The sequence below is a fragment of the Rhodococcus tibetensis genome (assembly GCF_024438035.1).
GTDB lineage: Bacteria > Actinomycetota > Actinomycetes > Mycobacteriales > Mycobacteriaceae > Rhodococcus_F > Rhodococcus_F tibetensis.
This window is the reverse complement of sequence record NZ_JANFQF010000016.1, coordinates 112508-132757: the sequence shown is the minus strand read 5'-3', so window position 1 is coordinate 132757 and position 20250 is coordinate 112508. Positions and strand designations below refer to the sequence as shown.

At 66.9% G+C, this 20250-nt stretch carries 14 protein-coding genes and 1 pseudogene; 9 read left to right on the top strand and 6 right to left on the bottom strand.

Annotation, left to right across the window (positions count from 1 at the left end):
- Nucleotides 1–156 precede the first annotated feature (156 nt).
- Nucleotides 157–1221: a 2-oxoacid:ferredoxin oxidoreductase subunit beta gene (locus NOF53_RS19130; RefSeq protein ID WP_255971594.1), complete on the bottom strand. Its 1065-nt coding sequence runs from the start codon at nt 1219–1221 to the stop codon at nt 157–159.
- Between the two features lie 5 nt (nt 1222–1226).
- The gene (locus tag NOF53_RS19125; RefSeq protein WP_255971574.1) at nt 1227–3161 is read right to left on the bottom strand and encodes a 2-oxoacid:acceptor oxidoreductase subunit alpha; all 1935 of its coding nucleotides are present in this window, start codon (nt 3159–3161) and stop codon (nt 1227–1229) included.
- 123 nt (nt 3162–3284) lie between these two features.
- Between NOF53_RS19125 and NOF53_RS19120 the strand changes: the two genes are divergently transcribed.
- The 3 genes from NOF53_RS19120 to nhaA all read left to right on the top strand — a co-directional run bounded on the left by NOF53_RS19120 (nt 3285) and on the right by nhaA (nt 8326).
- A complete protein-coding gene (locus NOF53_RS19120; RefSeq protein WP_255971572.1) occupies nt 3285–5984 on the top strand; it encodes a helix-turn-helix transcriptional regulator in 2700 nt (899 codons plus the stop codon).
- Between the two features lie 123 nt (nt 5985–6107).
- Nucleotides 6108–6938, top strand: a complete 831-nt coding sequence (locus NOF53_RS19115) for a class I SAM-dependent methyltransferase (RefSeq protein WP_255971570.1) — start codon at nt 6108–6110, stop codon at nt 6936–6938.
- Nucleotides 6939–7024: 86 nt separating this feature from the next.
- Nucleotides 7025–8326 (top strand): Na+/H+ antiporter NhaA, encoded by a 1302-nt coding sequence (nhaA, locus tag NOF53_RS19110; protein WP_255971569.1) that lies wholly within the window; start codon nt 7025–7027, stop codon nt 8324–8326.
- Between the two features lie 16 nt (nt 8327–8342).
- Here nhaA and NOF53_RS19105 read toward each other — a convergent pair.
- A pseudogene (locus NOF53_RS19105) lies at nt 8343–9919 on the bottom strand (glutamate synthase-related protein).
- Nucleotides 9920–10032: 113 nt separating this feature from the next.
- On the opposite strand from NOF53_RS19105, the gene NOF53_RS19100 reads away from it, so the two are divergent.
- Entirely contained in the window at nt 10033–11040 is a 1008-nt protein-coding gene (locus NOF53_RS19100) for an NAD(P)H-dependent glycerol-3-phosphate dehydrogenase (RefSeq protein ID WP_255971567.1), read from the top strand.
- A gap of 16 nt (nt 11041–11056) precedes the next feature.
- Here NOF53_RS19100 and NOF53_RS19095 read toward each other — a convergent pair whose 3' ends face one another.
- The gene (locus NOF53_RS19095; protein WP_255971592.1) at nt 11057–11743 is read right to left on the bottom strand and encodes a M50 family metallopeptidase; all 687 of its coding nucleotides are present in this window, start codon (nt 11741–11743) and stop codon (nt 11057–11059) included.
- A gap of 242 nt (nt 11744–11985) precedes the next feature.
- On the opposite strand from NOF53_RS19095, the gene NOF53_RS19090 reads away from it, so the two are divergent.
- The gene (locus tag NOF53_RS19090; protein ID WP_255971565.1) at nt 11986–12414 is read left to right on the top strand and encodes a CBS domain-containing protein; all 429 of its coding nucleotides are present in this window, start codon (nt 11986–11988) and stop codon (nt 12412–12414) included.
- Nucleotides 12415–12501: 87 nt separating this feature from the next.
- Here the strand turns inward: NOF53_RS19090 and NOF53_RS19085 are convergent, their stop codons facing one another.
- Nucleotides 12502–13689 carry an ATP-binding protein gene (locus tag NOF53_RS19085; protein ID WP_255971590.1) on the bottom strand — a complete coding sequence of 396 codons (1188 nt, stop codon included), beginning with the start codon at nt 13687–13689 and terminating at the stop codon, nt 12502–12504.
- A 182-nt stretch (nt 13690–13871) separates the two neighbouring features.
- Between NOF53_RS19085 and shbA the strand changes: the two genes are divergently transcribed.
- The 3 genes from shbA (at nt 13872) to NOF53_RS19070 (ending at nt 15912) form a co-directional block, all read left to right on the top strand.
- The gene (gene shbA / locus NOF53_RS19080) at nt 13872–14462 is read left to right on the top strand and encodes an RNA polymerase sigma factor ShbA (protein WP_255971563.1); all 591 of its coding nucleotides are present in this window, start codon (nt 13872–13874) and stop codon (nt 14460–14462) included.
- 62 nt (nt 14463–14524) lie between these two features.
- On the top strand, nt 14525–15625 hold the full coding sequence (locus NOF53_RS19075) for a WD40/YVTN/BNR-like repeat-containing protein (protein WP_255971561.1): 1101 nt from the start codon (nt 14525–14527) through the stop codon (nt 15623–15625).
- Complete coding sequence (locus NOF53_RS19070; RefSeq protein WP_255971560.1) at nt 15622–15912, top strand: ubiquitin-like small modifier protein 1; 291 nt, start codon at nt 15622–15624, stop codon at nt 15910–15912. The genes NOF53_RS19075 and NOF53_RS19070 overlap by 4 nt, the downstream gene beginning before the upstream one ends.
- 3 nt (nt 15913–15915) lie before the next feature.
- Here NOF53_RS19070 and NOF53_RS19065 read toward each other — a convergent pair whose 3' ends face one another.
- Nucleotides 15916–16596 carry a cyclase family protein gene (locus NOF53_RS19065; RefSeq protein WP_255971559.1) on the bottom strand — a complete coding sequence of 227 codons (681 nt, stop codon included), beginning with the start codon at nt 16594–16596 and terminating at the stop codon, nt 15916–15918.
- 146 nt (nt 16597–16742) lie between these two features.
- Between NOF53_RS19065 and NOF53_RS19060 the strand changes: the two genes are divergently transcribed.
- Nucleotides 16743–20243, top strand: a complete 3501-nt coding sequence (locus tag NOF53_RS19060) for a serine/threonine-protein kinase (RefSeq protein ID WP_255971588.1) — start codon at nt 16743–16745, stop codon at nt 20241–20243.
- The last annotated feature ends 7 nt before the right edge of the window (nt 20244–20250 follow it).

Below are 20250 nucleotides of genomic sequence, written 5' to 3'. Positions count from 1 at the left end.
TGACGCCATCGCCCGCGAACTCACCCTCGACCGATCAGCTACATTCCAACCACTGACCACACTGTCCACGAAGTCCTGAGACAGATGTGTACACGAAGTCCTGAGACAGCACACGAGTGCAGGGACTCCTTAACCACGCACGGGCGGCGGAGCCGCCTATACCGTCCAGGTGTCGTGGCCGGTCAGGACCCGCTGGAGCGAGCCTTCGTCGACGGGGTCCTTCTCGCGTGCAGAGTCGTTCTGCCTGCGGACCGCATCGTCGTACGTGTCCCGCACGACACTGCGGAACACACCGATCACGGTGTGGGTGAGGTCCTGATCGGACAGCCGGGACAGCGCGTGAGCGTAATCGGGATCATCCGTGTGCGCGTCGTGCACCACGATGTCGTCTGGATGCACGTCGGCGGTCGACACCACTTTCAGACCGAAACCGGAACGCACAACGCAATATTCACCCGCGTTCCCGAACACGACGGGCTCTCCGTGGGTGAGCGGGATCAGCCGCGCCTCCGAACCTTCCTTGCGGAGAACGTCGAACGATCCATCGTTGAAGATCGGGCAGTCCTGATAGATCTCCACGAACGACGTACCCCTGTGCGCGGCCGCTGCGCGCAGCACTTCGGTGAGACCCTTACGGTCCGAGTCGAGGGCCCGGGCCACGAAGGTCGCCTCGGCACCGAGCGCGAGGGACAGCGTGTTGAACGGGTGGTCCACCGATCCCAGCGGTGTGGACTTGGTGACCTTCCCGACCTCCGAGGTGGGCGAGTACTGCCCCTTGGTGAGCCCGTAGATCCGGTTGTTGAACAACAGGATCGTCAGGTTGACGTTCCGCCGCAGCGCATGGATGAGGTGATTGCCGCCGATGGAGAGGGCGTCGCCGTCACCGGTGACCACCCACACCGACAGATCCGGCCGCGTCACCGCAAGCCCGGTCGCGACCGCCGGGGCCCGTCCGTGGATCGAGTGCACACCGTAGGTGTCGAGGTAGTACGGTAACCGGCTCGAGCACCCGATGCCGGAGACGAACATCATGTTTTCGCGCTTCAGACCCAGCTCGGGCAGGAAACTGCGGATCGTGGCGAGGATGACGTAGTCGCCGCAGCCCGGACACCACCGCACCTCCTGATCCGTGGTGAAGTCCTTGGCTTTCTGCGGTACGTCGGTGTGCGGGACGTGCGCTGTCGCGCTCAGCCCGAGACTCTTATCGTTGCGGTTGATCATCTGGGTCACGCCGGTTCCTCCTGCCGGGGACGGTCCGTCCGATAGGTGGCCGAGGCAAGTGCGTCGGAGGTCTTGACCGACTCCTGCTCGCGCAACGTCCCCGCCAGAGCCGCGACGATCACCGTGTGTAGTTCGTCGCTGAGGAACGCGAGACCCTGGACCTTGGTGACCGACTGCACGTCGACGAGGTATCTCGATCGCAGAATCATCGCGAGCTGCCCCAGGTTCATTTCCGGTGCCACCACTGTGGGATAACTGCGGAGCACCGCACCGAGATTCGACGGCAGCGGGTTGAGGTGACGCAGGTGCGCGCGGGCCACTTTCTTCCCTTCGCGGCGTGCCCGGCGGCAGGCCTCACCGATCGGACCGTACGAACTGCCCCAGCCCACGAGTAGCAACTCCGCTTCTCCGGACGGATCGTCGACCTCTACATCCGGGACGGCGATGCCGTCGATCTTCGCCTGCCGCAACCGCACCATGAGGTCGTGGTTGGCAGGTTCGTACGAGATGTCACCGGTGCCGTCGGCCTTCTCGAGACCACCGATCCGGTGCTCGAGCCCTGCTGTCCCGGGCACCGCCATCGCACGGGCCAGGGTTTCCGGGTGGCGCGCGTACGGCGCAAACGCCCCGTCCGCGGGCGGGGTGATCGTGAGGTCGGGATCGATCCGGTCCATCTCCGCCACATTCGGAACAGCCCACGGTTCACTGCCGTTCGCGATGGCACCGTCGGACAGAAGGAGCACCGGTGTGCGATAGGTGAGTGCTATCCGCGCTGCCTCGACGGCGGTGTCGAAGCAGTCGGCGGGTGATCGGGGCGCGAGCACCGCGACGGGTGATTCACCGTTGCGCCCGTACATCGCCTGCAGCAGATCCGACTGCTCGGTCTTGGTCGGCAGTCCGGTGGACGGCCCACCGCGCTGGACGTCGATGACGAGCAGCGGCACCTCCGTCATGACCGCCAGCCCGATGGCCTCACTCTTCAGCGCCAGCCCCGGACCGGACGTACTCGTCACACCCAGCGCGCCGCCGATCGACGCCCCGAGGGCCGCCCCGATTCCGGCGATCTCGTCCTCCGCCTGGAACGTGGTGACACCCAGATTCCGATGCTTGCTCAGCTCGTGCAGAATGTCCGACGCCGGCGTGATCGGGTAGGTGCCCAGGAACACCTCGCGTGACGCCAACTGCGCCGCGGTCACCACCCCGTAGGCCAGCGCGGTGTTGCCGGTCACCTGACGGTAGGTGCCCGGTGGCAGCGAGGCCGCCGACACCTCATAGGTGGTCGCGAAGCTCTCCGTCGTCTCCCCGTAGTTCCACCCCGCCGTGAACGCGAGCAGGTTACCCTCCGCGACCTGGGGTTTCGCCGCAAACTTGGTGCGGAGAAATAGCTCGATGCTGCGCGTGGGCCGGTTGTACATCCACGACAGCAACCCGAGCGCAAACATGTTCTTGGCCCGCTCGCCGTCCTTGCGGCTCAGCCCGGCAGGTTCCACCGCACCCACCGTCAACGTCGTCATCGCGACTGGATGTACCACGTAGTCCGCGAGGGAATCGTCCTCGAGCGGACTGGCCGCATACCCGACCTTCGACAGGTTCCGCTTGGTGAATCCGTCGGTGTCGACGATGATCATTCCGCCGCGCGGCAGGTCGGGCAGATTCGCCTTCAGCGCTGCCGGGTTCATCGCGACCAGCACATCGGGGCGATCACCCGCGGTGAGAATGTCGTAGTCGGCGATCTGGATCTGGAACGACGACACCCCGGGCAGTGTGCCCTGCGGCGCGCGGATCTCGGCGGGGAAGTTCGGTTGGGTGGCCAGGTCGTTGCCGAACGCCGCCGCCTCCGAGGTGAATCGATCGCCGGTCAACTGCATGCCGTCACCCGAATCGCCGGCAAAGCGGATGACCACCCGCTCCAACTTGGTGGAGTTCGCGCCCGTCGTCATAAGTGCACCGGATCTCTCGACTGCTGCGTCTGTGTCGATCAGCTGCTTCTCACCTCACGTTACAAGCGTTCCGGCATTCTGCCAGGCACACGCCCGAAATCGCGTCGCGATACGGTGAGCGTTGTGAGTGACCCAGGCAACATCGAACTCGTAGGCCGTTTGCGTGAGCTCGCCGAGCTCGAGGCCATACTCCACGGGGCGACCACCGGAATGCCGGCCGTCGTCGTGGTCGAGGGGACGGCCGGGATCGGCAAGACCACCCTCGTCGACGCGTTCCTCGCGGCGCATTCCGAGGTGTCGACGCTCGCTGCCGTCTGTACCTCGTGGGCGACGGGGCACTCGTTCGGCGTGGTCGAGCAGATGCTCGGGTCCGCAGTGACGGCGCAAGAACCTCTCGACGTCGCCCGCGAGCTCGCCGCCGCGGTGACAGCCCTTCCCGGGGAGACGGTAGTGGTCGTGCTCGACGATGCTCACTGGGCCGACCTCGAATCACTACAGGCCGTGACCTCCGCGACTCATCTCCTTCATCGTCCGGCCATGCTGATCCTGATCACGACGTCGGAACCGGCCGCCGATGTGTCTCCCGACGTCGTCGAACTTTTCGACCGACATCACCGTCACCGTGTGTGCGTCGCACCCCTCGATTCGTCCGACATTCGCACGCTCGCGAACAGCATTGCGCACGTGAATCTTCCAGCTCCGGTGGCGCACCAGCTCACCCAGCACACGGCAGGAAACCCCCGGCACGTCACGCAACTCTTTCACGAGGTGGATCCGGAGGCGTGGTCCCACTGGCAACCCGTGCTGCCCGTCCCGCGCGCCGTCACCGCGTCGGTGCGCGCGCGGCTCGCGGCGTGCTCGGCGTCGGCACGCGCCCTGGTCGAATCGGCCGCCGTCCTCTTCGGTGATCCACGTTTCGCCGATGCCGCCGAACTGGCGGACGTCGAGAATCCCGTCGAAGCACTCGACGAGGCACACCGGGCCGGGCTCCTGACGATGGGTGAGCATCGCGGCGTCACCGTACTGGTGTTCCCGTCCGCACTCACCCGGGCCGCCGTCTATCGCGGTCTCGGCCCGATCCGACTGCGCGACCTCCACGAGCATGCGGCGCGCATCGTCGACGACGACAGTCAGCGTCTCGACCATCGGGCCGCCGCTTCTCCGTTCACCGATCCCGAACTCGCCGATGAACTCGACCGCCACGCCGTGCACCGGGCCACGGTCGGCGCGTGGTCCGCCGTCGCGGACGCCTTGATCAAATCGAGCCGCCTCAGTGCCGACCGGGAGATTCGCGAGCAACGTCTGATTCGCGCCGTCGATGCCCTCGTCGGGACCGGAAATCTTCCGCAGGCAATCGCGTTCGCACCCGAGATCGAGAGCTTCCCGGCGAGCCCCCTGCGTGACGCCGTCCTCGGCTATCTCGCTATCCAGCGTGGACGCCCCGCGGAGGCCGACCTGCTGCTCACGCAGTCGTGGTCTGCGTGCGATCCCGCCGCCGATCCGGGGACCGCTGCACTGATCTGTCAGCGCCGGGTCCTCGACTCCCTGGCCCGGTGGCACGGGCCCGACCTCGTCCGGTGGGGTTCGCGAGCAGTGTCACTCGTCGACCCGAGCGATCCTTCGGCCGTGGAATCAGCGGCGATCATGGGCCTCGGACTGGCAGCCACCGGCAAGGTTTCCGAGGCACGGGCCGCGTACGACCATCTGTCGGCCGAAGTCGCACTGGGGGCCCAGTCGCAACGCTTCGAGATGGCCCGGGGGTGGCTCGACCTGGCGTTGGACGAACCGGAGGCCGCCCGGCAAGAACTCGAAAGTGCCGTACCGACAGCGTTCCGGATGGGGTCGGCCCGGATTTCGCTGTGGGCACAAGCCTGGCTTGCACGCACCCAGTTCGCACTCGGTGATTGGAGTGGGGCCGTGACCACCGTCGAGCGCGCCGCACATCAACTCGAGGATGTAGGCCTGGACCTACTGCGGCCACTCGTCCACTGGACCGGCGCGCAGACGCATGCGCTGCGCGGCAACCGGGAGGCCGCACAGCACCATCTCCGGCGGGCCGCCTCGAGTGCCCACGACTACCCGATCATGTTCTTGCCGTCCTCGCTGGCACGTGCCCAGTGCGCCGAGGTGGACGCCGACTACCCCAAGGTGATTCGCGCACTCGAACCACTCACCCGGCTCCAGCCGCGGGAGGGCGTCGACGAACCCGGATTCTGGCACTGGCCGGATGTCTACGCGAATGCGCTCGTCATGGTCGGAAGGGTGGACGACGCCGACGCCTTCCTCACCCCGCACGAGGAACGGGCAGCAGCGCGACACCACCGTTCCGCTCAGGCCCGACTCGGCTACGCCCGCGGGCGAATACTGGGCGCCCGAGGCGACATCGACGGCGCCCGAGCCGTATTCGAGGAAGCACTACAACATCTCGACACGCTGCCCCTGCCCTACGACCGCGCCCGGGTCAACTTCGCGTACGGCCAGACCCTGCGACGGGCCGGGAAACGCCGCGATGCCGACGCGGTGATACAGGCTGCGCGCGAGGGTTACTCGGCCCTCGGTGCCACGTCGTACGTGTTGCGGTGCGACCGGGAGATCAAGGCGGGCGGATTCAACCTCGAGCGCAGTCGCGTCTCGCTCGCCGACCTGACGCCTCAGGAACAGGCGGTGACGGAACTCGTCGCCGGCGGTGCCAGCAACAAGGAAGCGGCAGGCGAACTGTTCCTCTCGGTCAAGACGGTGCAGTACCACCTGACACGGGTCTACGCGAAGCTCGGAGTCCGCTCCCGCAGCGAACTCGCCGCGCAGTTCCGCAACGACGGCTGAGGTCCGGGTGGATGACCGGAAACCACCCCCAGGGTGCCTTTCCCGGGGCGCCCGTTCCGCGGAGGCTGACACCTGAGTGTCCTGGCAACCGGGCGCTCCATCCGACCACAGGAGGACTTCGAGATGAAGAATACGATCGACGCGGTCGGGGCCGACCGCGACCTGAAAACCCGTCACCGCGCCATGTGGGCGCTCGGTGATTACCCGTCACTTGCCGGCGAGGTGATCCCGGACCTCGGACCGACGCTCGTCGCAGCGTGCGAGGTGCAGTCCGGCGATCACGTACTGGATGTCGCAGCGGGATCGGGCAACGCCGCTATTCCGGCCGCGCTGGCAGGGGGGCATGTCGTCGCGAGCGACCTCACACCGGAACTGTTCGATGCCGGACGCCGTCAGGCTGCCGAAGCGGGAGCTGCTGTCGAGTGGCGGGAGGCGGACGCCGAGGCGCTGCCGTTCGACGACGAGGAGTTCGATGTCGTCATGTCCTGTGTGGGCGTCATGTTCGCCCCGCATCACCAGCCGAGTGCCGACGAGATCGTCCGTGTCTGTCGTCCGGGAGGCAGAATCGGACTGCTCAGCTGGACACCGGAGGGCTTCATCGGCCAGATGTTCGCGACGATGAAGCCGTACGCCCCAGCTCCCCCTCCCGGCGCGCAGCCCCCGCCGCTGTGGGGTCGCGAGGAACACGTCCGCGAGTTGTTCGGGGACAAGGTCACCGAGCTGACGGCGACACGGCAGACGTTGCGCGTAGAGCACTTTCATACTCCCGAGGAGTTCCGCGAATATTTCAAGGAACGGTACGGCCCCACGATCGCCGTGTACCGCAACATCGCCGGTGACCCGGAGCGGGTGGCCGCACTGGACGACGAACTCGCGGACCTCGCGCGACGCCACTTCGACGGGAACACCGCGATGGACTGGGAGTACCTCTTGGTGACCGCGCGCAGGCGTTGAGCGCCCCGGGCGGTAGGGTTGTCCCCGGTGCGCCGGGAAGTCTGGTCGGCAAGTGACCTTGTCGACCCGATTTCCAGGAGTGTGCAGTGAGCGACCCCCAGACCCGATCGACGCTGTTTCCCCGCGGATCGTGGGCGGAGACCGCGCGCATCTCCGACATCCTGCGCAAGGAAACGGTGGGCGGGGCGCTACTCCTCATCGGGTCGGTCATCGCTCTGGTCTGGGCGAACTCCCCATGGTCCGACAGCTACACAGCGCTGCGCGATTTCCCGGTGGGACCGGCCTCGTTGCACCTGAATCTCTCGCTCGGGACGTGGGCCGCCGACGGCCTGCTCGCGATCTTCTTCTTCGTGGTGGGACTCGAACTCAAACGAGAGTTCGTGGCCGGAGACCTGCGCGATCCGCGCCGCGCCGCTCTCCCCATCGCCGCCGCCGTCGGCGGCATGGCCGTCCCGGCGTTGGTCTTCGTCCTGGTCAACGCCCGTACCGGCGATGGCGCGCTCGCCGGCTGGGCAATTCCGACGGCGACCGACATTGCGTTCGCGGTGGCTGTCCTCGCGATCGTGAGCACGCATCTTCCGGCGGCGCTGCGCACCTTCCTGCTCACCCTCGCAGTCGTGGACGACCTGCTGGCCGTCACCGTGATCGCCGTCTTCTACACCGAAGAGCTGGCGTTCGGTCCGCTGCTTCTCGCGCTGATTCCGCTCGCATTGTTCACCGTTGCAGTGCAACGCCGCGTCCGCTCGTGGTGGATTCTGCTGCCCCTCGCAGGGGCCACGTGGTTTCTCGTGCACGAGTCGGGCATCCATGCGACCGTGGCCGGCGTGCTGCTCGGGTTCGCCGTTCCCGTGATCCGCAGCCAGAAGTCCGGCGGTCCCGCGGCCGGGCCCGGTCTGGCCGAACACTTCGAGCATCGGATTCGGCCCATCTCGGCCGGTTTTGCAGTCCCTTTGTTCGCCTTCTTCGCCGCCGGGGTCACCGTCGGCGGATTCTCCGGGCTGAGCACGTCACTACGCGACCCGGTCGCGCTGGGTATCGTCGCCGGCCTGGTGATCGGCAAGGCGGTGGGCATTTTCGGCACCACGTATCTGATGTCGCGGTTCACCCGCGCGACCCTCGACTCCGGCCTGGCATGGCTCGATGTCCTCGGCGTCGCGCTGCTCGGCGGCATCGGATTCACCGTCTCGCTCCTCGTCGGCGACCTCGCCTTCGGAATGGAATCCATGCGCGCTGATCACGTCAAGGTCGGGGTGCTGACCGGATCGGTGACCGCCGCGGTCCTCGCCTCCGCGGTCCTCCGGGTGCGTAACGGCGCTTACCGCACCATCGCACTCCAGGAGAGCCAGGACGACGACGGCGACGGCATTCCCGACGTATATCAGCGGTGACCGTCGTCCCCGTGGTTCAGGGCCTCGTCTGTGCGTCAGGTGATCCGGTCTCGCCCACCGGACCCGCAGCGTATTCGGCCATCAGCCGGGTGATCTCGTCGCGATCGGCGATTCCGGGAAGTCCCCACCCGTCCCGGTAACCGTAGAGCTCGGCGAGAGTGGTGGCGCGGCGGTTGCCGTCCGCGACCTCCACATCCGAGGCTGTGAGCAGTGCGGGATGTGCAACTCCGCAAGCCTCGGCCACCTTGAACACGTCACGCCGCAGCGATCGAACATAGTTGCCCGCCCGCACCGATTTCGCCTGGACGTCGAGTCCGTGCTCGAGCCAACCGCTCTGGGTCGCCACCCCCGTGGGACATCGATCGGTGTGGCATCTCTGGGCCTGGATGCAGCCGATGGCGAGCATCGGCTCGCGGGCCACATTGATCATGTCGCAACCCAATGCCATGGCCGCCACCGCGTTGTCCGGCAACCCGAGCTTTCCGGAGCCGATGAACGTGATGCCGTCGGTGAGTCCCGCTTCGGCGAACATCGAGTACACCCGGGCGAATCCACTGCGGAACGGCAGCGAGACGGCGTCGGAGAAGACAAGTGGCGCAGCGCCGGTGCCGCCCTCACCGCCGTCGATGGTCACGAAGTCGACGCCCCGACCGGAGGAGGTCATCTCCTCGATCAAAGACACCCAGAAGTTCGAATCCCCGACCGCCGACTTGATCCCCACCGGCAGTCCGGTCTCGGCGGCGACGAGTTCCACCCAGTCGAGCATGCTGTCGACGTCGCGGAATGCGGTGTGCCGAGAGGGACTGACACAGTCTGCGCCCTCCCGGACGCCGCGGATCCCGGCGATCTCGGCCGTGACCTTCGCACCTGGCAACAGGCCTCCGAGGCCCGGTTTCGCACCCTGGCTGAGTTTGATCTCGATGGCCCGTACCGGGGCGGACTCGACGAGGGACACCAGTCGACCGAGATCGAACCGGCCGTCCTCGTCCCGGCATCCGAAGTAGGCAGTGCCGATCTGGTAGACCAAATCCGCGCCGTTCCGGTGGTACTGCGACAACCCCCCTTCGCCGGTGTTCTGCAGGCAGTCCGCGGCCGTGGCACCGCGGTTCAATGCGGTGATCGCCGCCGACGACAGCGATCCGAAGCTCATCGCCGAGAGGTTGACGAGCGAGTGCGGACGAAAGGCCTTGGCTCGGTCGCGCGCCGCGCCCAGAACCTTGGCCGACGGAAGCCGGAGCTTGTCGCCCCCCCGGGCACGGCCGACGGTGCGATGTCGGAGAACGTGCGGTGCTTGATGATGGTGTAGCCGTCGGTGAACTCGATGTCGTTGTCCGTGCCGAACCCGAAGGTGTTGGTTTCCTGTTTCGACGACGCATACACCCAGCGACGCTGGTCGCGGGTGAAGGGACGCTCCTCGTCGTTGTTGGTTGTGATGTACTGCCGAAGCTCCGGACCGAGCGTCTCCAGCAGATATCGTCCGTGTCCCAGAACGGGGAAATTCCGCAGCAGAGCGTGATGCCGTTGGAGGAGGTCATACGACGCCACGGCGGCCAGCGCTGCGGCCGGAATCCCGAGGGCGCTCGACCACTTCATGAAGCCACCGTACGTCGCGGCCGCGGTACTCCGTTGGCGATTTCTGTGTGGTCGGTGGCTTCCGGTGCCACGCTTGACGGTATGAACAGCATTCACCCGAGGGGTAACCGATAGTGGCCCGGCCGGTACGCGTCGTCGTTCTCGGCGCAGGTTCGTGGGGAACCACCGTCGCCGGGCTGGCGGCGCGGAACACTCCGACCCTCTTGTGGGCGCGGAGCTCGGACACCGCCGACGAAATCAACACCGTCCACCGGAACTCCCGGTACCTCGGTGACCGCGCCGTTCCCGACTCGATGCGCGCCACCGCCGACATCGTGGAGGCAGCGCAGGAGGCCGATGTCCTCGTGGTCGGGGTGCCCTCACATGCCGTCCGCGGCACACTCGCGCAGATCGCCAACGAAGTGCGCGCCTGGGTACCGGTGCTGTCGCTGGCCAAGGGACTCGAGCCCGGCACCCGCCTGCGTCCCACCGAGGTGATCGCGGAATGCCTTCCCGGTCATCCGGTCGGACTCCTCGCGGGCCCCAACATCGCTCGTGAGATCGTCGACGGACTCGCCGCGGCCTCGGTGGTAGCCACCCAGGACGTCCGGGTGGCCACCGCCCTGCAACCGTTGTTCGCGTCCCCCGTTTTCCGCGTCTACCGCAACACCGACGTGCTCGGGTGTGAGCTCGGTGGCGTGCTCAAGAACATTGTGGCGATCGCCTCGGGCATGGCCGACGGACTCGACGTCGGCGACAACACGCGGGCCATGGTGCTCGCCCGTGGGCTGGCCGAGATGACGAGACTCGGTGAGGCGATGGGTGCCAACCCGCGAACCTTCGCCGGCCTCACCGGTGTCGGCGACCTGATCGCAACGTGCATGAGCCCCAGTTCCCGCAACCGCCGGGTGGGCGAGGCAATTGCCCGCGGGCGGACAGTGGAGGAGGCCGTCGCCGAACTCGGCCAGGTCGCAGAGGGCGTCAAAACCGCACCGACCGTCATGGAACTCGCCCGCGACCACGGCGTCGATATGCCTATCGCCGCCGAGGTGGAAGCGGTGGTGGCGGGGCGTCAGACCGCGGAAGGTGCCTACCGCGGCCTACGAAAGGTCGCTGCGGGCAGCGAGCACGGGGTGGCGTGACGATCCGGGCCCGCGATCACGCCCCGACGGGACGGAGGATCCACCAGCCGCCGAGCAGGAGACATCCGACGTTTACCAGCAAGAAGAGACCGACCCAGACGATGCCGGGAACGCGGGTGAGCCGGGCGAGCTGATCGGCGTCGGAGTCGGGGGCGGCCCGCCGTGCTCGCTGCCGCTGCAGTTCGATGACCGGCCGCGGCGCCGCCACCAGCATGAACGACGTGATCAGGTAGGCGGCCGCTACCTGCTGTTGCTCCGTGCCGAGCCAGACCAGCCCGAACAGCAGGGCTCCGACGACGGTGAGGGAGAACAACCCGTACAGGTTCCGAACGAGGATCAGCATGGCAGCGAGCGCCACGACGCCGATCCAGAGCACGGCGACGGCATGGCGGGTACCGAGCACCCAGGCTGCGCCGAGACCGAGGACCGCGGGGCCCACGTACCCGGCAAAGGTCATGAGCACGACCCCGAGTCCTGTGGGCTTGCCCGAGGAGATCGCGACCCCGGACGTGTCGGAGTGCAGCCGGACGCCCTTCAGTCGTCTGCCGAAGAGCAGCGCGACCACGAGGTGCGCACCCTCGTGGATGATCGTCACCACGTTGCGCGTGATGCGCCAGGCGTGGGGCTCGAGAACGAGCATCACCGCCACGACCGCCACCACCTGGACGATCCACGTTGCCGGAGTGGGACTCACCGCGCTCATGCGCTCCCACAGCGATGAAATTCCGTCTACACCCGCCGCGTCGTATGCGGCGGCCCCGCTCACCTGAGTCATCGGCGCCGAGTGTACGGAGGAGCCGCGCATCCGGAAGAGCCGGATCGTTCGCGAGACTACGGTCACGAGTAGGTAAACATACGAAGACGTGCGGTAGCGCTGGCCTAGGCTCGATAATTGCCCGCGATCGACCCGAGCGGGTACCAGTGCGGATGGATCGGGGTGTCCAGATGCGGATCGCGGATGTATTGCGTAGCAAGGGTACGGCGGTGGCGACGGTGAACGCCGACACGTCGGTGAGCAGCCTCATCGACGAGCTCGCCGAGCACAATGTCGGCGCGCTGGTGGTGCTGGAGAACGGCTCGATGGTCGGCATCGTGACCGAACGCGATGTGGTGCGCAAGATTCACGAATGCGGAGCCGATCTGCTGAAGGCACGGGTTGCGGACATCATGAGCACCTCGGTGTTCACCTGCCTGCCGAGCGACAGCGTGGACAGTCTCGCCGAGACCATGACCGAGCGCCGGATCCGGCACCTACCCGTGGTGGTGGAAGGACAGCTGGTGGGCATCGTCAGCATCGGTGACGTGGTGAAGAGCCGGATCGGCGAGCTGCAGAGCGAACGCGACCACCTCGAGCACTACATCGATCAGGGCTGACCGCCGTCACCCCAAACCACCTCGCTAGCGTCGTATTCAGCTCTCTAGCGGTAACTCTAGAAAGCGTTAGATTGTGCTACCGATCCCTCAGTCGCTCTGTGCACGCAGGTACCGGCCGAAATGCGGGACGGTGAAACCGATCGATCCGCGCTCCGCCGAGTAGATCAAACCCTTCTTGATCAGCCCGTCCCGGGCAGGTGACAGCGAGGCAGGTTTGCGGCCGAGTTCGGCGGCGATCGCCGCTGTTGCGACCGGACCGTCGTCCCCGGCGAGATCCGCCATCGCCCGCATGTACTCGCGTTCGGCCGGGGTAGCGCGCTCGTAGCGGGAACCGAAGAACCCCACCGCGAGCTCCTCCTCCGCGGTCGGCGCCGCCACGCGCACGTCCTCCTCGGAGATCGGGCTGGCCGCGGCCACATCCCAGGTGGCCTTTCCGTATGCCTGCACGAAATAGGGATAACCGTCGGCGGCCGCGTACAACGCGTCCAGGGCCTCGTCGGTGAACTTCACGTCTTCCCGCTCCGCCGGTGCGATGAGCGCGCGATCCGCGGACGCCCGGTCCAGCCGATCGATGCGGTGGTAGCTGAAGAGCCGTTCCGAGTAGCTCTTGGACGCCGACAACACCGCAGGCAGGTGCGGGAGACCGGCGCCGACCACGATCAGCGGCGCCGCATCCTGGCTGAGTTCGTGGCAGGCACCGCAGATCGCGGAGACGTCCGCGGCCCCCAGGTCCTGCATTTCGTCGACGAAGAGAGCGATCCCGACGCCGACGTCCCGCGCCAGCGAAGAGGCGTCGAGCAGCAGCTCCACCAGGTCGATCTCGATGTCCCCCGAATCCGCGCGGCCCTTCACGGCCGGGGCGTCGATCCCGGGTTGCCACCTCTCCCGCATGCCCTTGTCCGCCGTCGCCCGCAGCGCGAACGACTTCAGAACGCCCAGGAACTCCTCGACCCGATCGGGGTCGCGATGCGCGCCGGCGATTTCGCGCACCGCCATGTGCAGTGCCGACGACAGGGGCCGGCGCACGTCCTGGTCGGGGCGGGCTTCGATCTTGCCGGTTCCCCAGCTGCGGGATATGGCCGCCGACCGCAGGTGGTTGAGCAGCACCGTCTTTCCCACTCCGCGCAGGCCGGTCAGCACCACACTGCGTTCCGGGCGGCCGCGGGCGATCCGCTCGAGCACCACGTCGAACGCGTCGAGTTGCCTGCCTCGACCCGCGAGCTCCGGTGGGCGCTGGCCTGCGCCGGGTGCGTAGGGGTTACGGACGGGGTCCATGGCCACGAACGTAACAACCTCGGTAGCCGAATCTGCGTTCATCTAGCGCGTGTCCTAGATCCCGCTATGAAGTCCTCGACGCCCGGGACCCGAACAGGGTGGACGTTCTTCACCCTTCGGTGCCTATCGACGCGCACCGGTTCCGCCGAGGCTGGAAGCAGTCACAGGAACGGGAGAACATCATGATCGAGACGGACGTCAGAGCGCACCTCGAGCGACTCGCACCCCTCGCCGCCGTCGGGGACGAGGAGGCCGTGGAAGAAATTCTCCGCGTCGCCCACCCTTTGGTGCATCGCTACTGCACCTCCCGGCTCGAATCGGTGGAACACCCGCACGCCTCGGCCGACGACGTCACCCAGGACGTCTCCCTCGCGTTGATGAGCGCACTGCGCACCTACCGCGACGAAGGTAAATCCCTGCTGTCGTTCATCTTCGGGATCGCCGCACACAAGGTGTCCGATGCCCGCCGACGCGCCAATCGATTGTCGGTGCCCACGGCTCGCTCGGCCACTGCGCATCACATGGTGGACATCGAAGAGGGTCCCGAGCACCACGTGCTGCGCACCGAGCTTCGTGGCGAGATGCATGAACTCGTGCAGACGCTCCCCGTCCGGCACCAGCAGATCGTCTTCATGCGCATCGTGGTCGGAATGTCCGCCGAACAGACGGCACGCGTTCTCGACACCACGCCCGGAGCCATTCGCGTCGCACAGCACCGCGCACTGAACCATCTGCGGTCGCGGATCCACGCGTCGCACTCCCTCGCGAGGTGAGGTGATCGTCGACGTGCGATCACACCGTTGCCATTCGCTGGACCGAGTGGTCCGATGTAATGATGACCGCAGCCGACACAGTTTTGCTCGCGATCGGAACGAAGAAGGGCCTCTGGCTGGCGACCAGTCGTGATCGCGTCACGTGGTCGTTGACCGGCCCGCACTTCTTGATGAACGAGATCCCCAGTATCGGCATCGATTCCCGCGAGGGCCGCACCCGCATTCTCGTCGGGGTCCGGTCGGAGCACTGGGGGCCAACCGTTGCGCACTCCGACGACCTGGGCGCTACGTGGGTCGAACCCGACCACGGGGCCATCCGGTTCGGCGACACCGACGACACCGCGCTCGAGCGGATCTGGCAACTCCAACCCGACACCGAAAACCGGCCCGGTCTTGTGTGGGCGGGCTGCGAACCGATCTCGGTGTGGCGATCCGTCGACGGCGGCGAGCACTTCGAACTCGAGCGCGCCCTGTGGGACCACCCGCATCGATCGCAGTGGGGAGCCGGGTTCGGCGGCGCTGCAGCCCATTCTGTGGTTCCGGACGCCCGCGACCCAAACACGGTGCACGTCGCCATGAGCACGGGCGGCGTTTATCGCACCACCGACGGCGGCCGCACCTGGCAGCCGCGCAACGCGGGAATCTCTGCCGGCTTCCTGCCGGATCCGAATCCGGAGTTCGGCCAATGCGTCCACAAGATCGCCCGCGACGCGGTGACTGACAAGCGGCTGTATGCGCAGAACCATCACGGCGTCTACCGGTCCGACGACAACGGCGACACCTGGAAGTCGATCGCCGACGGGCTGCCGTCGGACTTCGGTTTCGTGATGCTCACTCACCCTCATCGCGAGGGAACTGTGTGGGTGGTGCCGATCAAGGCGGACGCCGAGCGGATCCCACCCGACGGCCACCTCGCCGTGTACCGCAGCGAGGACGCCGGTAATACCTGGGCCCGCCTCGACCACGGCTTACCGGAACGCGAGTACAACGTGGTGCTGCGTGACGCCGCGTCCGTCGACACCGCCGACCCCGTCGGCGTCTATTTCGGTACGCGCGGCGGTGCCGTGTACGCGAGCGCCGACGAGGGCGCCACCTTCACCGAGGTCGTCGGACACCTGCCCGACGTCCTCTGTGTGCGCGCCGCGGTGGTGGCCGGGCCATGACCGGGGCCGTGTCGGTTCGGGTACCGCGCGCCCTCGCATCCATCGTGGGCGGCGAACGCGCGGTCGATGTGCCTCTCGACTCCGTGGCAACAGTGGCCGAGGTTCTCGACGTTCTCACCGAGCAGTACCCGGTCCTGGGCCGGCGCATCCGCGACGAGACCGGGGCCCTGCGCCGGTACGTCAACGTCTATGTGGACGGTGAGGACGTTCGGCTCCGAAACGGTGTCGGCACCGAAGTGGCACCGGGCCAGGAGTTACAGATCCTGCAGTCGGTCGCCGGAGGCTGACACTCACCGCGCGCTGGCGTGTACGTCGAGCGCAACCGCACGGGTGGGGGCGCCGTCCGAGCCCTCGATGTTGATCGGCAAGAGGCTGACGAGGGGATCGGGGAAGTCGATCCGGTCGAGGTGGCAGAGGTTCTCGCCGATCACTCCCCCGGCACCGGCGATCAGATGATGGACCGGATACCCGGTGTCGGTGTGTCCGCCGGCAGGCGTCTCGTCGATGCTCGGCGCATCGAGACAGAATGTGCGCACACCCTGCTCGAGGAGTAGTTCGCAGGCACTCGGGTCGAGGAAGGGATGCGTGTAATAGGCCTCGTGACCGTAGTGACGCGACCATCCGGTATGGAACAGGGCTATGTCGCCGGGGTGCACGCGTGCGGCCTCGGCCCTGATCATGTCGGCGGTAATACCCTGGCGCGCACCGAGATCTCGCACGTCGAACACCACACCGCGGCCGACGAACAGCTCCGGCGCCAAGGTGTCGACGGTGGCGCCGGTTGCGTCCATGTGGGCGGGCGCGTCGACGTGGGTGCCGGATTGTGAGCCGAACCGGACGTCGAGAACGTTGTAGCCGTCGCGTTCGATCGTGCAATGCCGAGTCAGCGTCGGCACCGGATCACCGGGATACACCGGCATCCCCGGACCGATCGTGTGGGAAAGGTCCACGATTCTCCGCACGTATGGCATCGTTCGATTGTCCACGGTTCGCGCGGGCAGGTGCACGCTGTGGCTGCGGCACGGCACTGCGCGCCACGATATGCTCGATGACGAGCAAAGAGGTGGTTGCATGCCCGCGCGCTTGCCGGCGCCACAACGTCATGTCGAGGCCGACCATGGCCGAAGTTGATCCGCTCGCCACTCAGCGTGGCGCTGCTCCCACGCTCGCAGCCGAACTCTCCGGAGTCGGCCTCGACGATGCCGTGGAGATCGGCCGCGGCGGATTTGGAGTGGTCTACCGCTGCGTGCAACCCCAGCTCGACCGAACCGTCGCAGTGAAGGTACTCACCGCGGAACTCGATGCGGAAAACCTCGAACGGTTCCTGCGCGAACAACGTGCGATGGGGAGATTGAGCGGGCATCCACACATCGTCAACATCATGCAGGTCGGTGCTACGGAAAGCGGCAAACCGTTCATCGTGATGCAGTTCCACCCCCACGACTCGCTGGACGTGCAGATCCGCAGAAGGGGCCCGGTGCCATGGAGTGAAGCCCTGCGCATCGGCGTCAAACTCGCGGGTGCGCTCGAGACGGCACACAGGGTGGGGATACTGCACCGCGACGTGAAACCCGGCAACATCCTCCTCACCGAATACGGCGAGCCACAGCTCACCGATTTCGGCATCGCACGGATGTCCGGGGCGTTCGAGACCTCGGCGGGCACCGTCACCGGATCACCGGCGTTCACCTCTCCCGAGGTGCTGTCGGGGCGGGCACCGGCCGCGGCTTCCGACGTGTACAGCCTGGGGGCCACGCTGTTCAGCGCCATCACCGGTCACGCCGCCTTCGAGCGGCACCATGGCGAGGAGGTAATCGCTCAGTTCCTCCGAATCACCACCCAGCCCGTACCCGATCTTCGCCGAGAGGGCTTTCCCGAGGACGTGAGCGCCACGATCCAGCGGGCGATGTCCGGTGATCCCGCGGATCGTCCGGCCTCCGCTGCGGCGTTCGGAGACGAACTCCGCGACATCCAACGCCGTCACGGGCTGGCCGTGGACGAGATGGCGATGCCCGTCGACAGGGGTATCGTCGTCCACCACGCCGATGCTGCGCCATCCGGCGCGTCGACCCACACGTCCGGTGACTTCCCCACCTCCACCACCGGTGGACGACGCGACACCACTACACCGCCGCCGACTCCGGCTACCCGGTTCCGGCCGCCGGTGCCCACTCGGGCACTGGTGGAGCGTGAACGCCTCATCGACCTGTTGAGGGCCGGACGTCGTCGCCAGCTCACAGTCATCCACGCCCCGACCGGTTTCGGGAAGAGCACCCTGGCTGTGCAGTGGCGTGATGTCCTGACCGAGGCCGGTGTGGCCGTCGCGTGGCTGACCGTCGACAACGACGACGACAACGTGGTCTGGTTCGTCGCGCACCTCATCGAGGCGATCCGGCACGTGCGGCCGAGTTTGGCCGAGGAACTCGGTCAGGTTCTCGAGGAGCACGACAACGAGGCCGAGCGGTACGTACTCACCTCCCTCGTCAACCAGATCCACTCGAGCGGTGAACGCGTCGCGCTGATCATCGACGATTGGCAGCGGGTGTCCGATCCGGCGACAATCGCCGCGCTGGAATTCCTCCTGGACAACGGATGTCACCACCTGCAGGTGATCGTCGCGAGCCGAACCCGCGCAGGCCTGCCGATGAGCCGGATGAGAGTCAAGGACGAACTGGTCGAAATTGATTACGCGGAACTTCGTTTCGACGACGGCGAGGCGCGAAAGTTCCTCGTCGACCTCGGTGGCCTGCCCCTCGAGAACGACGACGTCACCGAACTCCGGGACTCCACCGACGGCTGGGTGGCGGCACTGCAGCTGGCCTCGTTGTCGCTGCGGGGCCGATCCGACCCCGGGGAACTCATCGCCGGGCTGTCGGGACGACACCATGCGATCGGCGAGTTCCTCGCCGAAAACGTCCTCGACACCCTCGAACCTGCGATGCTCGACTTCCTGCTCGCCACGTCGATCACCGACCGAATCTGTGGGCGCCTCGCCTGCACCCTCGCTGACACCGCACGGGGTCAGGCCATGCTCGAGGAGGCGGAGGACCGGGACCTGTTCCTCCGTCACATCGACGACGAGCGAACGTGGTTCCGCTACCACACCCTCTTCGCCGAATTCCTCCGCAGAAGGCTCGAACGTGATCAGCCCGAAAGGCTCCGGGAACTCCATCGGGCAGCGTCGGAATGGTTCTGCAATCACGGACTGCTCCGTGAGGCCGTCGATCATGCTCTCGCGGCCGGTGAGGAGCAACGGGCGGTCGAGTTGGTGGAGTCCGACGGATTGTCGTTGTTCGAGCATTCGCAGACCGCGACACTGCTCTCCCTGGTCTGCAAGCTCCCGCCGCGATTGGTGCAGCACAGTGCCCGACTGCAGATCACCGTGGCCTGGGCGGACATGATGCTGAGCCGCCTGGAACCGGCACGGCGGGCGCTCGAACTGGCCGAGCGTGCACTCGACGGCAGTGCCCTCGCCCCTGGGGACATCGCGGATCTCCGCGCCGAGATCGGTGCGGTTCGCGGTGTCGGGGAACTGCGCGCCGACCGGATCGACGACATCGACGAACTCGTCGCCGAGAGCCTCGCCCGGCCGGACGCGCTACACCCCTGGGTGGTGTCGGCCGCTTCCAACGCCGCCACCTTCGCCGCGGTGTATCGATTCGACTTCGCCGAAGCGAGGCGCCTGCAGGGGCGGGCGCAACCCTATTACCAGCGGAACAAGGGCCCGCACAACATGGTTCACGGTGAGTGCTACGTCGGCATCTGTGCGCAGGAAGAACTCGACGTCGAAGAGGCCGAGAAGCGTTTCCGCCAGGCGAGGGGTGCAGCGAGAAAAGCCGGCGGAGTGCACGCGCCTTCGGGCCGGCTGGCGGGTTCGCTCCTCGGCGAATTACTCTACGAGCGGGGCCAACTCGACGAGGCGGAGCAGTTACTCGACGACGGTTACCGCCTCGGAGCGGAAAGCGGCGGCGTCGATTTCAAAATTGCCCGTTACGTCACGGGGGCACATATCAAGGTACTCCGCAACGACCGGGACGAAGCCGCCCGCCGGCTGCACGAAGGCTACGAGATCGCCACTGCCCACGGAGTCCCCCGGCTCAGGGCTCGGGTGGAAAACGAGCGTCGAAGATTAGGGATTTCTGCCCACCCCACGCTGGGGGCGACCGCACCGATCGCCTATGCCGACCGGCACCGACCGGTGCACGGGTTGGACTCGATCACGGCTCAGGTCGAAGAGGCCACCGCCATCCGCCTCCTCCTCGCCACCCGTTCCCGCGAGAACATCGAGCTGGCCTGCACCTGGGCGCACGAGTGGACCGGCAGGCTGGAGGGCACCGGACGCCGGCGGGCGTTGCTCCTGGCCGATCGACTGCTGGTGGCGTGCCTCGCCGCGGCGGGCCGCGAGGACGAGGCCAAGAAGGTACTCGCTTCCGTCGCGTCCATCTGCGCCGTCCGGGGGCTTCGCCGTGTCGTCCCCGACGGTGGACCGCTCGTCGTCGCCCTCTCCACGGATCTGCGGGCAGATCAACTGGCCGGCGACTGGCAGCCGGAGTGGCCTGCCGTCCCTCCCGAATTCCTCGAACAGATTCAGGCGTCGACGGCCCCGTACACGCTGTGACGGTGGA

Coding starts and splice junctions, on each gene's coding strand:
- NOF53_RS19130 (WP_255971594.1), bottom strand. CDS start 1,221: ATGATCAACCGCAACGATAAGAGTCTCGGGCTGAGCGCGACAGCGCAC.
- NOF53_RS19125 (WP_255971574.1), bottom strand. CDS start 3,161: ATGACGACGGGCGCGAACTCCACCAAGTTGGAGCGGGTGGTCATCCGC.
- NOF53_RS19115 (WP_255971570.1), top strand. CDS start 6,108: ATGAAGAATACGATCGACGCGGTCGGGGCCGACCGCGACCTGAAAACC.
- NOF53_RS19095 (WP_255971592.1), bottom strand. CDS start 11,743: ATGAGCGCGGTGAGTCCCACTCCGGCAACGTGGATCGTCCAGGTGGTG.
- NOF53_RS19090 (WP_255971565.1), top strand. CDS start 11,986: ATGCGGATCGCGGATGTATTGCGTAGCAAGGGTACGGCGGTGGCGACG.
- NOF53_RS19085 (WP_255971590.1), bottom strand. CDS start 13,689: ATGGACCCCGTCCGTAACCCCTACGCACCCGGCGCAGGCCAGCGCCCA.
- shbA (WP_255971563.1), top strand. CDS start 13,872: ATGATCGAGACGGACGTCAGAGCGCACCTCGAGCGACTCGCACCCCTC.
- NOF53_RS19075 (WP_255971561.1), top strand. CDS start 14,525: ATGACCGCAGCCGACACAGTTTTGCTCGCGATCGGAACGAAGAAGGGC.
- NOF53_RS19070 (WP_255971560.1), top strand. CDS start 15,622: ATGACCGGGGCCGTGTCGGTTCGGGTACCGCGCGCCCTCGCATCCATC.
- NOF53_RS19065 (WP_255971559.1), bottom strand. CDS start 16,596: ATGCCATACGTGCGGAGAATCGTGGACCTTTCCCACACGATCGGTCCG.
- NOF53_RS19060 (WP_255971588.1), top strand. CDS start 16,743: ATGGCCGAAGTTGATCCGCTCGCCACTCAGCGTGGCGCTGCTCCCACG.